The sequence below is a fragment of the Ureibacillus acetophenoni genome, assembly GCF_900220965.1.
Lineage (GTDB): Bacteria > Bacillota > Bacilli > Bacillales_A > Planococcaceae > Ureibacillus > Ureibacillus acetophenoni.
The window spans coordinates 1-13,733 of the sequence record NZ_OBQC01000002.1 but is presented as its reverse complement, the minus strand read 5'-3'; the positions used below and the strand labels follow the sequence as shown (position 1 = coordinate 13,733).

General features: G+C 34.9%; 13 protein-coding genes. 6 read left to right on the top strand and 7 right to left on the bottom strand.

Going from position 1 to position 13,733, the window contains the following annotated elements; genetic code table 11:
* Positions 1-99: 99 nt before the first annotated feature.
* The 3 genes from CRO45_RS02735 to CRO45_RS02725 all read left to right on the top strand — a co-directional run bounded on the left by CRO45_RS02735 (position 100) and on the right by CRO45_RS02725 (position 3,128).
* Entirely contained in the window at positions 100-1,053 is a 954-nt protein-coding gene (locus CRO45_RS02735; RefSeq protein ID WP_235864512.1) for a TRM11 family SAM-dependent methyltransferase, read from the top strand.
* Between the two features lie 168 nt (positions 1,054-1,221).
* Positions 1,222-2,091, top strand: coding sequence for an AraC family transcriptional regulator (locus tag CRO45_RS02730; protein WP_097148111.1), 870 nt, complete (start codon positions 1,222-1,224; stop codon positions 2,089-2,091).
* 182 nt (positions 2,092-2,273) lie between these two features.
* A complete protein-coding gene (locus CRO45_RS02725) occupies positions 2,274-3,128 on the top strand; it encodes a hypothetical protein (protein ID WP_097148110.1) in 855 nt (284 codons plus the stop codon).
* A gap of 79 nt (positions 3,129-3,207) precedes the next feature.
* Here the strand turns inward: CRO45_RS02725 and CRO45_RS02720 are convergent, their stop codons facing one another.
* Positions 3,208-3,660, bottom strand: coding sequence for a protoporphyrinogen oxidase (locus CRO45_RS02720; protein ID WP_097148109.1), 453 nt, complete (start codon positions 3,658-3,660; stop codon positions 3,208-3,210).
* A gap of 231 nt (positions 3,661-3,891) precedes the next feature.
* Between CRO45_RS02720 and CRO45_RS02715 the strand changes: the two genes are divergently transcribed.
* On the top strand, positions 3,892-4,110 hold the full coding sequence (locus tag CRO45_RS02715) for a hypothetical protein (protein ID WP_097148108.1): 219 nt from the start codon (positions 3,892-3,894) through the stop codon (positions 4,108-4,110).
* A gap of 56 nt (positions 4,111-4,166) precedes the next feature.
* Here the strand turns inward: CRO45_RS02715 and qoxD are convergent, their stop codons facing one another.
* From qoxD to qoxA, 4 genes are read right to left on the bottom strand one after another with little or no spacing between them, the layout of a single operon-like run.
* Positions 4,167-4,448: a cytochrome aa3 quinol oxidase subunit IV gene (gene qoxD / locus CRO45_RS02710; protein WP_097148107.1), complete on the bottom strand. Its 282-nt coding sequence runs from the start codon at positions 4,446-4,448 to the stop codon at positions 4,167-4,169.
* A gap of 1 nt (position 4,449) precedes the next feature.
* Entirely contained in the window at positions 4,450-5,046 is a 597-nt protein-coding gene (qoxC, locus tag CRO45_RS02705) for a cytochrome aa3 quinol oxidase subunit III (RefSeq protein ID WP_097148106.1), read from the bottom strand.
* Positions 5,012-6,994: a cytochrome aa3 quinol oxidase subunit I gene (qoxB, locus tag CRO45_RS02700; protein ID WP_097148105.1), complete on the bottom strand. Its 1,983-nt coding sequence runs from the start codon at positions 6,992-6,994 to the stop codon at positions 5,012-5,014. The genes qoxC and qoxB overlap by 35 nt, the downstream gene beginning before the upstream one ends.
* A 59-nt stretch (positions 6,995-7,053) precedes the next feature.
* Positions 7,054-7,956 (bottom strand): cytochrome aa3 quinol oxidase subunit II, encoded by a 903-nt coding sequence (qoxA, locus tag CRO45_RS02695; protein ID WP_097148104.1) that lies wholly within the window; start codon positions 7,954-7,956, stop codon positions 7,054-7,056.
* Positions 7,957-8,416: 460 nt separating this feature from the next.
* Here qoxA and CRO45_RS02690 point away from each other — a divergent pair, with 460 nt between their 5' ends.
* Together CRO45_RS02690 and CRO45_RS02685 are read left to right on the top strand one after the other, a co-directional pair.
* Positions 8,417-9,295, top strand: coding sequence for a protein kinase domain-containing protein (locus CRO45_RS02690; protein WP_097148103.1), 879 nt, complete (start codon positions 8,417-8,419; stop codon positions 9,293-9,295).
* Positions 9,296-9,556: 261 nt separating this feature from the next.
* Positions 9,557-10,813, top strand: coding sequence for a mechanosensitive ion channel family protein (locus CRO45_RS02685; RefSeq protein ID WP_097148102.1), 1,257 nt, complete (start codon positions 9,557-9,559; stop codon positions 10,811-10,813).
* 52 nt (positions 10,814-10,865) lie between these two features.
* On the opposite strand, the gene CRO45_RS02680 is transcribed toward CRO45_RS02685, so the two are convergent.
* Positions 10,866-12,089 (bottom strand): amidohydrolase family protein, encoded by a 1,224-nt coding sequence (locus tag CRO45_RS02680; RefSeq protein ID WP_097148101.1) that lies wholly within the window; start codon positions 12,087-12,089, stop codon positions 10,866-10,868.
* Between the two features lie 3 nt (positions 12,090-12,092).
* Complete coding sequence (locus CRO45_RS02675; protein ID WP_097148100.1) at positions 12,093-13,160, bottom strand: nucleoside recognition domain-containing protein; 1,068 nt, start codon at positions 13,158-13,160, stop codon at positions 12,093-12,095.
* Positions 13,161-13,733 lie beyond the last annotated feature (573 nt).

Below are 13,733 nucleotides of genomic sequence, written 5' to 3'. Positions count from 1 at the left end.
AATATTATAATAAGAAAATTTGAGTAGAAATAAAATGAATAACAAGGCAGTCATTTTCGACTGTCTATTTTTTATTATTAAGTAAGGATGGTACTAAGATTGCAACTAAATAAAACAAATCGTAAATTTATATACACTTATTCCCACCACGAAGATGAATACGATCTATGTCGTTTGGAAATGAGATCTTTTTTTCATTTTGATACAGAACTGAATTATTTAATGAGTGATATTGAGGTGGCCCCAAGTAGGAGCCCATTTATTCAAGATCGTCTCGAAGTATTGTATGAAAGTAATAGTATTGAAGAGATGAAAGAACTCGTAGAAAAGTTAAACATTACTGCAGAGTCGTATAAAGTAGTTTGTTTAAATACAATGGATTTGGGAGATACGAAGAAGATTCATCATCCCGATAGACGTTTGATCGAGCGTGAAATTGGACTATGTATAGAAGGGGAACCGGAGTTAGATCATCCAGAAATCGTTTTTGGGTTACTTTTACTGGAGAATCATTGGTATTTCGGGATCCATGTAAAATCGGAATCTGTTTGGCGTAAACATATGCATAAACCAAAGAGCTATTCAACTGCACTAAGTACAAGAGTAGCACGAACAGTTGTTAATATTGCTGTTCCGGTCATTGATAATGTGAAAGTTATAGATCCTTGTTGTGGTATCGGGACCGTTGTCGTAGAAGGCCTCTCAATGGGCGTTGATATTGTTGGACGAGATATTAGTCCCCTTGTATGTGTCGGTGCAAGAGAAAATTTAGCATATTTTGAGCTGGATGGGACTATCACAAAGGGTCCAATCTCTGAGGTTAACGAACATTATGATGTGGCTATTATTGATATGCCTTATAATATATATTCTCATGTTACACCTGAAGAAGAATATGACATTGTCAAACAGGCTAGACGCATTGCAGATCGTGTTGTATTTATTACTGTCGATACCATTGACCACCTGATCGAAAAAGCAGGTTTCACAATTAAAGATAGAGGAATTGCTAAGAAGCAACAGTTTGAACGACAAGTGATTGTTTGTGAATAAATGTATGTTAAAAGAGACTTACTAATGTATTGTAAGTCTCTTTTATAGTGAAAATTAAATTTGAAATCACTTTCTTTAATTAGAATAGTTTCGATATTTTCCGTATAAAAATTATCGAGTGAATGATTAATTTTCACGGTACGATGTAGATGTAAAGGAGGGAAATGGATGATCCAACAATTCAATAAGCTAATGGATTACATTGAGAATCATATTACGGAAGAAATTTCGGGTAATGATATTTCAAAAATTGTAGGAATGTCCGACTATCATTTTAAAAGAATGTTTTCGTATTTAGCTGGTATGTCGTTAAATGAGTATATAAAAAACAGGAGATTATCGTTAGCCAATGTGGAGTTAATAAACGGTGAGAAAGTAACTGATATTGCCTTTAAATACGGATATCAATCGATTGAAGGGTTTTCGAGAGCATTTCGTGAGTGGAGTGGTTTTTTACCTTCAGAAGTTGCAAAAAATAAAATTCAAAAGTCATTTCCTAAATTTACATTTATTATCGATATAAAAGGTGGGGTTTCTATGGAATTCAAAATAGAAAAGAAAGAAAAATTTAATATAGTTGGAGTATCTAAAAGGGTGCCGATTCAATTTGAAGGAGTAAGTCAGTCAATATTAGAATTGGCACAGTCAATCACCCAGCAGCAGAGAGAGGAAATGCACAAGCTTGCAGACTTATATCCTCATTATGTGTTGAATGTATCATATGATTTTGATGAGGGACGCTTAGAAGAAAAGGGAAATTTGACACATATGATTGGTTTTGCAACAACAAAGGAAAATACATTTGATGATTTAGAGCAAATTACGATTGAACAAAGTATATGGGCAATATTCCCAAATGTTGGTCCATTTCCTCAAGCACTACAAGAAACTACTGCAAAAATTTATTCTGAGTGGTTGCCTTCATCAGATTATGAGATTGTAGATTTACCAAGTATTTCATTTACAAAACATGGTGGGTCAACAGACAAGGTATACAGTGAAGTGTGGCTTCCAGTTCAGAAAAAAGAAAATAGGTAATAAAAATATTATGAAGATATGAATTGCCATTAAACCAGTCAGTTAAAGTTAATGACTGGTTTTTTATTTTCTTAAGTTTACTTGTTAAATTGTTTGAATTTTCTTTCTATTGTCAGTAATAAAGTCTATAATAAATTTAATAGCATCTGAAATAGAAAATATTGAGTCATGGAGGTATATATATGCGAATTCCTTCAGCAAGATATATAACAGAAGATGACATCAAGATAATAACAATTAAAGAAATAACGAAGAAGAAGTACGAAGCTATTTATAAAGGAAATCTTTATTGTCCGACTGATCATTGTATGGCAAAACTATCCTATTGTAGTGGTCCGAAAGCACATTATAAAACTTGGCGACATAGTAACCATTCATCAAATTGTATATACAGATTAGAACGAACAGGCAGAAAATTCGTACTCGGTCATAAGAACGTCATTACGATGAATATTAGTAATGAAAGAAAGTATAACGCATTGACAAGAGCTTATAAATCAATGGTTCAATTAGATTCAGATGACACAGAACATAACAAACTAAAACCTATTGCAAACCAAAGCCCGAAAAAAGAGGGAGAAATTAAAGATCAAACTGTTCAAATGAAATTATTTGGTGGAGAACTTAATGATGGTGATGAGCAACTTAAAGGTAAGAAGCTATTATCAAAGTTTGTTAATGCAATAAGTTCAACAGACATTGGACAAGTACGCCTTATTAAAGGATTTGTAAAAGACGTTGAACTAATAGATTCAGTTGCAGAAATTATAGTTGGGTATGAGGATGAAGATATTAAAATAGTATTTGAGGAGAGTTTTAAAAAAGAACCGCTTAACAAAAGTTACTTAGACAAATTTTGGGCAATTAAAGAATTGCTTACTATTCAAAAAGTTGTTGTATTTAATGGAGTAGGCGAAATACGTGAAGATCAGTTAGGTAAGTACGAGCTGTCAGTCTCGTTGGGATCAGATATTCGACTGAATGGCGAGGATTTGTATAATATCGCAAGATCTATGATGTTGTCGAGCGCACATTAAAATACAAAATAATAAAAGATGCCTTTTTAATCATTCGCTTTTAATGCAAATAATTAAAAAGGCATTTTTCTTGTATTTGTTATTGTTCAATTTCTTTTACTAATGTTTCAATTAAAAGATAAGTTAAGGAAATTGCATCGTTAACTGTCATATCTTCTGAAAAACCATCCATATAATCAAGGGGAATGTTTAAGTCCCACATACCTTCGTCTCCAGAAAAACTTGCACTAAAATATTTGTTTTCACCTTTTAAATGCTCATTAAAATAGTTTTTAATCGCGGCTGTATGTTTCTTTTGCATTCTTAGTCCTAGTAAAGCTGTATAAGTTTGAAAAACATCGTCTAATTCCAATGAAATTGCGTCTACTTTAATCTGTTCAAAAGTAGGGGACTCGATATAAATAAACTCATTCGGAAACTCTTTTACATGTTTTAATGATGTGTTTAAAAAAGAAGGTTGTTCTTTTGAAATAACATCTTCTGTTTCTTTATCACAACGTTCAATTATAACTTCAGACAAATTTAAATCCACTTTTAGATCCTCCTCGAAATCTTGCCACTAATAAATATGAACTATATAAATATAATTACTTTATTTTAGCATCAAAGAATTATTTTCACCAATCAATCACTCTTTGTCAATAGTTGAGAAAGAAGTATTTTCTTTTTATGGTTAATATGTTACAATTTTGTTAACAAAGGGTGTCTAAAATGTGAACGTAAAACTGTTCGCATATGAATGAGAAAAAGGGGTGGCATCACAATGGTAAAAGGGTTTAAATACTTTTCTGTTTTTCTATTTATAGTAGGTATTGTGTTAATGGGTATAAGTGCTTTTGGAAGCCTTTCCATTTGGTATGGAATCGAAATTGCAAAAAGCAGTATGTATATTTTTATCATCGGGATGTTCTTTAGTTTATTAGAAAATAAGTCAGAAAATCATACGCAGAAGGCTAGTAATAGAAGACTAAATATTGAATAGGGTGTATTTTAATCAAACAAAAAAGCTTGAGATGAACTCTCAAGCTTTTTTATGTTTTACATATCCCAGATTAAGATTAGTAAAGAACCGAAAATTGTAACTAAGGCGATAACTACACCATAAAATACATTCGTATAAATGGCTGATCCATCTTTTGATTCACCAGCGTGCATAAATACAACTAGTTGTAAAAATGCCTGAATGAACGCTGTTATTAATAGTACCGTCATACCTACTGCAAAGGACATATCCGTAAAGTAAACTAGTAACGCTACTACTGTTAGAATCAATGAAAAGACAAAGCCCATCACCTGTTTGGCAGGAAATAATTCTTTCATATTACATCATTCCTTTCAGATAGACGAAGCTGAAGATAAAGATCCAAACTACGTCTAAGAAATGCCAGTAAAGTGAGAAGATAAATGATTTGTTTGCATTTTCAGGTGTTAATCCACGTTTTTTCACTTGAAGGATGATGAATAATCCCCAGAATAAACCTAACGTTACGTGAGCACCATGTGTACCTAATAATGTTAACAGGCCAGCTGTAAAGCCGCTTGTTTGATATGTTGCACCAACATGGTAGTAATGCATAAATTCATAAATCTCTACACCAAGGAACACTAAACCAAGTAATAGTGTAACTCCAAAGAAAGTTAGCATTGCATTTTTGCGACCAAGTCTCATCGCATGCACACCAAGACCGATTGTGAAACTACTTGTTAATAAAACAAATGTTTCAATAAGTACTGGTGTAATTTCAAAAATTTCTGCAGGTGTAGGGCCGCTACCCGTTCTACCTTCGAAAATGAAGTAAGACGTGAATAGGGTAGCGAACAACATAATTTCAGCGCCAAGGAAAATCCAGAAGCCTAAAATATTTAACTGATTTTGATCAGTACTATACTCTAGTGGTTGTGTGTGATCGATTTTCATTACCCGGCACCTCCCCGTATTGTGCTTCTATCTCTTTTATTTCTTTCACATGAATATGGCGTCCATGATCTTGCTCAAATGAACGTAGAGCCATACAAACAAATATACCTATTAAAGCAATTACTGCAGGTACCCACATAGCAAAGATGAATGAGAACCCTGCGATGAAGAAGATAATACCCATAACGAATGGAACGCCGCTATTATTTGGCATATGGATATCTTTAATCTCACCTTTAAATAACTGATGACCTTTTTTCTTCATATCCCAGAATGCTTCACTTGATGCCACTTGTGGAACTCTAGCAAAGTTGTATTCTGGAACTGGTGTATGAGTAGCCCATTCTAATGAACGTGCATCCCAAGGGTCACTACCGATATCACGTGGTGAGTTTTTGAAACTATAGTAAATGTTATAAACGATTGTTACGAATCCAATCGCCATTAAAGCAGCACCTACGAATGACAACATATTTAATGGAGCAAATCCAGTTGCTTCTGAGTAAGTGTACATACGACGTGCTTGACCGTCTAAACCAGTGATATACATTGGGAAGAAGGCAAGTACGAAACCTACAGTTAATAACCAGAATGTAATTTTACCAATTTTTTCATTTAACATGAAACCAAAGAATTTTGGCCAGTAATAAGTTAATCCAGCTAACATCGCAAATACAACACCAGGAATAATCGTATTATGGAAGTGAGCTACTAAGAACATTGTGTTGTGGAATTGGTAATCCGCTGCTGACATTGCAAGCATAACCCCTGTAACCCCACCAACTGTAAATAATGGAATGAATCCAAGAGAGTACAACATTGGTACTGTGAATCGGATTTTCCCTTTATACATTGTAAATAACCAGTTAAAGATCTTCACACCGGTAGGAACAGCAATCGCCATTGTTGTAATAGAGAAGATACTGTTCGTTAAAGCACCTTGACCCATTGTGAAGAAGTGGTGCGTCCAAACTAAGAACGAAAGTAGGGAAATGAGTACCATTGAACCTACCATTGATTTATAACCATAAAGGTTACGGCTTGAGAACGTTGAAATAACTTCACTGTAAATACCGAATGCAGGCAAGATTAAAATGTATACCTCTGGATGTCCCCATACCCAGAAGAAGTTTGCCCAAAGCATATCCATACCGCCGTTAGTCGTAGTAAAGAAGTTTGTTCCGAATAAACGGTCAGTAGTACCCATTAATAGAGCAATTGTTAATACTGGGAAAGCGAATACGATAATTACGTTAGCAATAAATGCTGACCAAGTGAACATTGGCATTTTCATTAGAGTCATGCCTGGTGCACGCATTTTTAAAATTGTTGTAATCATGTTAATCCCTGTCATTAAAGAACCGATACCAGAGATCTGAATTGCAATCATGTAGTAGTTTGTACCAACTGATGTACTGAAATCATTACCCGCAAGAGGGAAGTATGATGTCCAACCAGCGTCAGGTGATCCACCAACTACGAATGAAATGTTAAATAACATTGCCCCTGCAAAGAATAACCAGAAGCTAAGAGCATTTAAGCGTGGGAACGCAACGTCACGCGCCCCAATTTGTAATGGAACAATTAAGTTCATAAAGGCGAAGATAAATGGCATCGCCATAAAGATAATCATTACAACCCCGTGAGTTGTGAAGATTTCGTTATAATGTTGTGCGTCTAATAATTTCATTTCAGGTGCAGAAAGTTGTGCACGCATTAAAATCGCGTCTGCGCCTCCACGGAAAAGCATGAGTAGGGCAGAGATTAAATACATAATCCCGATTTTTTTATGGTCGACAGTTGTAAACCATTCACGCCATAAGTAACCCCATTTTTTGAAATACGTGATTCCAACAACAATACCAATAGATACTAACGCAATGGCAACCATTGAGGCATAGATCATTGGACTTGCATGAGGTACGGCGAATCGTTCAAAGAATTCCATCCTTATTCTCCTTTCTAGATTTAAAGGGTATTCTCAAAATCTAGCTTTTTCATAATAGATTAATGACCGCTATGGTCAGATTCTTCATTTGTTTCATCGTGTGTTGAATGTTCTTCATGTTCATCAGCATCTGAACCATGATCATGTTCAGGAGCTGGACTGAAATCTAAATGCGTACCTGTAAACGTCATTTGACCTAAGTGACCAGGTTCTAATAATCTGTTAAATTCTTCTTCTGTGAGTGGATCGGCTGTTTCGTGAACTTCCTCAACCCATTCATCAAAATCTTTTTGTGACATTGCAGTTACATTGAATCTATTTTCTGCAAAGCCTTTACCACTGAAGTTTGCGTTTCGCCCAAGCATTTCTCCAGGCTCATCCGCTGCTAAATGTAATGTTGTGACCATGTCGGCCATTGCATATTTTTGTCCACCAAGTTGTGGAATCCAGAAACTTGTAATTGGACCATATGAGTAAAGCTTGAATTCAAGTGGTCGGTCAGTAGGGATATATAGGTAGTTAACTGTTTCAATATTTTGTTCAGGATAACTGAAGTGCCATTTCCAGTCTGATGAAGATGCGTAAATAACTAAAGGTTCTTCCTCATATCCAGTTGGAGCTGATTCTACAATATAGTTACTTTTTACCGAAACAAAAGATAAAAATGCAACAATAATAATAGGAATCCCTATACAAATTACTTCTACCCAAATATTCCCCTCAATGTGAGGTGGTTCATAATCGTCAGGCATTTTTGACGCGCGGTATTTAAATAGTACAATTACTAAAATAGTTAATACTGCGATAACGATAAATGCCATTAACACAATCAATAATGAAATGTCACCTGCTTGTCTTGCTGCTTGTGGACCTTTTGGATCTAATACAAGTAATGGTTCACAACCTGCAAGAATGGCAGCAAGCGATGTTAGTGATACTAACAATGCCCATTTAATTTTCATTAGGATACTCCTTTCCCCTTTTACATACCAAAAACTTTTTTTCATAATGATCTCTTATAATCATTACATTCATTGTAATAGAATAATTTCCGATAAAAAATGTTTTCACTGTAAAAACGGTGTTTAATTCATAAAATAGTCACGTAGAGTTTAAAAAAAAGACATAATTTTTTTAGGCAAAATGATGAATTCGCTTGCAATTTTACTTTTGGAAATATTTTGTTGAAGACTTTTTGAAAAGGCTTCCATTTCTGGTTTCATCGAGTTCTTGTACATCTGCTTAAGTTGAATTTTAAAATTTTATTATTTAATTTGACGACTCAAATACATCCTAACAAGTATTGAAACATAATGAAGGATTTATAGTATTTTATGTAGAAATTAAAGTATCAAAGTATAAATACATAGTAGAACTAGTCCATTATAATGTTTTCTTCGAATAGTAATTGGAGGGATTTCTGTGAATGATTTATATAATGTACATGTAGGTAAGGTTGCTTTTCAATTAAAAACAGAGCATTGTTTTAACTGGTTAGAAGAGTTAGGCGAGGTATTTACGGTTTTTCCTGAACAGGATTCGGGAAATGTTAGTTTTGGCATAGAAAAAGATGGAGTTAAACAATTTGTGAAGTATGCAGGTGCTAAACCAATTAACTTTACAGGAAAACCTGAAGATGCAATTGTGACTTTAAAAAATTCGGTAGAGATTTATAAAGATTTACAGCATAAGTATTTGGTTAATTTGATAGATCATTTTGAAATTGGAGTAGGGTACGCATTAGTTTTTGAATGGTTTGATGGTGAGAATCTTCATCCACATTGGAAATTTCCACCCCCTCATAAACACAAACATCCAGAATCGCCTTATTTTCAATACAGACAGCTACCTATAGGCGAACGTTTAAAATCGTTTCTTAGTATAGTAGAATTTCATGTACATATGGAAAAGAAGGGCTATGAAGCCATTGACTTTTACGATGGTAGTATTCTATATGATTTTAGTAAAAAAGAAACAAAAATTTGTGATATAGATTTATATAGGAAGAAACCCGTTATAAATACAATGGGAAGGATGTGGGGATCGTCAAGATTCATGTCCCCAGAGGAATTTGAGCTAGGTGCAAAGATTGATGAAAGAACAAACGTATTTAATATGGGGGCAATCTCATTCGGACTGCTTGGAGGGGAGCTTGACCGTGACATTTCGAAATGGGAAGCTAGCCATAAACTATATGACGTGGCAATTAAAGCAGTCAATAATGATAGGGATGAAAGGTTTGCTTCCGTTGAAGAATTTTATGATGTATGGAAAGAAGCATTAAACGGAGAGAATGTATAAACTTTTATGGCTTCGCAGGTTGGAGCAAGCCGATTTGATAATTCCATTGGTTGAAATTACCGGTTGTTTGTTTAGTTTAGCCATTATATAATAAAAACAGAATACAAGCGATTCAAAAAAGAAAACCGTTTCCGTTAAGTGCTGGTACCACTCAACATAAGGAAATGGTTTTTAATTTTGCTTGTTTAAATCTTGTAGGTATAATAGATTTTGTTTTTAGAATACACTTCATTAAATAATACATAGATTGGAGGAACAGTAGTGGGATTCATTCATGATTACCTCCTTGAATCTGGGTTCGATGATGTTTGGGCTGACTATCTAGCTTTGGGGATTCTGATATTAGCAATAATATTATTATGTATAATTGCCAATTTTATTACAAAGAAAGTCGTCATGCGATTCATCACACATATTATCAATAATAATAAGTACAAATGGGACAATATACTTCTCGAGAGAAAAGTGTTTCATAAACTTTCTCACGTAGTTCCTGCGATCATTATTCACTATTTTGCAACGAGCTTCACAGGTTTTACAGGAATAATTCAAAAGTTTGCAGTATTATATATTATCATTGTTGCAATGAGTGTCATTAATAGTTTGCTAAATGCGCTTAATGATATTTATCAAACCTATGAAATTTCAAAAGTTCGCCCGATTAAAGGGTATATCCAAGTAGCGAAAATTGTTCTATTCATCATTGGTACGATTATTATCATTGCAAATCTGATGGGGGAAAGCCCGGTTATTATTTTAAGTGGTATCGGTGCGCTTTCAGCTGTATTAATGTTAATTTTTAGAGACTCAATTTTAGGATTTGTTGCGGGCGTTCAATTAAGTGGCAATGATATGGTTCGAGTTGGTGACTGGATTGAGATGCCAAAGTTTGGTGCCAACGGGGATGTCATTGATATTTCTTTAAATACAGTTAAAGTCCAAAACTTTGACCGAACAATTACAATGATTCCAAGTTATGCGCTTATATCGGACTCATTTATCAATTGGCGAGGAATGCAAGCATCTGGAGGACGTCGATTAAAACGTTCACTGTTAATCGATACGACGAGTATTTCATTTTGTTCTCCGGAACTAATTGAGAAATGTAAAAATATTCACTATTTACAGGATTACATTATAGATAGAGAAAAAGAAATTACAAACTTCAATATAAAAAATAAATTCGACCGTAGCAATAGTGTAAATGGTAGAGCATTAACAAATATTGGGGTATTCCGTGCTTATATAGGAAATTATCTACAAAACCACCCGGGAATCAATAAGGAATCTACACTAATGGTAAGACAATTAGAACCGACTGAAAATGGTTTACCATTAGAAATTTATGCATTTGCCAATACAACAGTATGGGCTCAGTATGAAACGATTCAATCCGATATTTTTGACCATCTATTTGCTGTAGCTCCAGAGTTCGGCATACGCATATTCCAAAATCCATCAGGGGATGATTTAAAAACTGCTTTAGCTAATGCTGGCAATAATGAAACATCGAAATAATGATAAAAACCCGTTTCTAAAAGGTAAATCCCTTTACAGAAACGGGTTATTTTTATACATTACGTTGTATCATTTTTTCTCCTCGGAAATACACGGCTTTAATCTTTTCGACATCAACAATTTCTACGCCTGGAATTCCTTCCGATACTAAGAAATTGGCATCTTTACCGATTTCTAAACTTCCAAAACGATTATCTTTTTCTAGGATCTTTGCAGGATTTAATGTAATAAGAGCAAGTGCCTCATTTTCACTAATTCCGTTTTGAATCATTGCTTTTAAATAGGGGTTGGCAATTGCCATGAGCGAATCCGGTCCAATTAATCCTTGCATAATCTTTGGAAAAGTAACTGTGTTTTTATGTGGTGGTAAAAAGCCGTCACTCGAAATGGCAACTGTAATGTTAGCATCGTGCATTTTCATAACTTCCTCAATAGTATTAGGTAGTAGGTGGGTTCCTCCAAGTGGGGTAGCAACTATTTTTATGTTTTGATTCGCGGCTTGTTTTATTTGTTCGTTAGTAATACCATGGGCGTGATGTAGTACATCAAATCCGGCATTTAGGGCCATATCAATACCTTTTTCGCCTGCTACATGGGTTCCTATTTTACGATTCATAGAGTGGAAAATAGAGACAATAGTATTTAACTCTTCTTGTGAATATATTATTTCACCTGCATTTGGTATAAGATCCTGCGTAAAGTTTGCAGGTGTTGCGTTAATGAAAATATTTTCCCCTGCAAACTCACTATGTTGGGCAATTGACATAATAATGTTATTTTGAACGAGAACGTCTCTTTCAACTGCAAGGGAACCTGTTACAGAAGTAAAATGGAGAATTGGATCAAGACCTATACTAATACTTGTTGTTGCAAATGCGATATCTAAAGGGAAATCTTTTATCGAGTTTTTTAATTCATTTACATCAGAGTGTAACATGGGGCTTCCGCATATTTGTTCACCAAGAGCTGTAATACCAGAAGCAAGTGTTTTTAATAAAATTGCTTTTGCAGCAAGGTTTTGGGTTTCTTTTGTTACAGGATAAAGGGATGTAGGAGCAAATTCTAGCAAATGTGTATGACAATCAACGAGTCCAGGTGAGATAGTTAAATTTCCATAGTCGGTTATTTCGGTTGTATCTTTGTATGTTAATTTGATTTCATGCCATGGAACGATGTCGAGTATTTTTCCGTTTTGGATGACGAGTGCTCCATCATCGATAGTGCCAAGGTTTGAAACCGTTACAAATTTCTTTGCTTTCACAATCGTAATTGACAACGCTTACACCACCAAAAATGGAGTTACTACAAAACCAAGGAACCATGCTGTAGCAAAACGAATTACAAGTCCAACAAGTGCAGCTTCTATAACATCTTTTTCCTTCAGACTTGAACATTCTTTCCACGTTGCTGGCATCTGACCAAAGATTACCGAAAGTGGTAAACCAGAATTTGCAAGAACAAAGGAACCAACAACAAGACCAGGCGGAATTGAATTCGCAATTTCCGCTAATTGTGCAACAGCTAAAGTAGGGGCAGCAAGAATTGAAATAATACCAGAAGATGGTTCAATACTTAAATAAGTTAAAGTAACCGTTAGAATTGAGTTAATAAATTCCCATACACCAATAAATTTTAAAATACCAATGATGAAAAATACTGCAGCCACTGCAGGAATAATGACTAATAATAGAAGTTCTGTTCCTTCTTTTGCTGATTGGAATAGAGTTTCTAGTGGTTTTGTTTTTGGTGTGAAACGTGGTAGTTCGTGTAAATCTACTTTTTTTGTATCTCGGTAAATAGTTCTTGAAAGTAAAAATGGAACAATGATTAGGGGAACAAAAATTGAAAGGACAATTACTGGAAATAAACTAATACCTGCAGCAGATAGGGCAAATAAACCTAGAACAAAGGTTGCAAAGGATTGTGGAGATTGAATCATTGTAGCTACTGCTATTTTTTGTTCTGCTTTTGTTGCGTGTGCTTTATCTAACACAGGGGCTGCTATTTTTCCTGCTGCATTAATATCTCCTAAAATATTATAAACACTCGGAATTATGACTGTTGGATTGATACGCATCCATTTCATAATTGGAACAAACAAACGAATCAACGCATCTGTAAATCCGAGTCGTTCTAAAATTCTACCTAAAATCACACTTACAATGATGGCAATACCAACAGTCCCCGTTAAAAAGATGGGCACTACAACGTTATAAACTTCATTGATCGTTAAATCGAATAACTGGGAAAGTGAATGTGGAGCAAATAATAATGCAACCAGCGCAACGATGACAATAACTAACCCAACCACTTCAATCGGAGACCAAGTTTTTCGAGAATGATGCATTTAAACACCTCCATTCTTTTTACTATAGTATGTTGTGGGCGGGTGAGTGTGAGTGGGTAAGTAATTCAGGGATTACGAATAACTCAAACAAGATTTGGCGAATGAAACAGAGCAGCATAGCCGAAGCTCGACTACTTAGGCGAATACAATTAAGAAAGTGGCGAATAATTCAATGTAGTTGGCGAATAAGTAGTTCATTTTGGCGAATAAAGCGAAGCGATTGGAGTAGCTCGACTACTTAGGCGAATACTATTAAGAAAGTGGCGAATAATTCAATGTAGTTGGCGAATAAGTAGTTCATTTTGGCGAATAAAGCGAAGCGATTGCGGTAGCTCAACCACTTAGGCGAATACTAATAAGAATGTGGCGAATAACTCAATGAAACTGGCAAATAAGTAGTTCATTTTGGCGAATAAAGCGAAGCGATTGGAGTAGCTCGACTACTTAGGCGAATACTAATAAGAATGTGGCGAATAACGTAAGCCCCCAATAAAACTACGCATATAAGATCACCTCACCTCCTAGTATGATGAACATATCAACTTACTAGGAGGTGCTTTTTATTGACTCGCC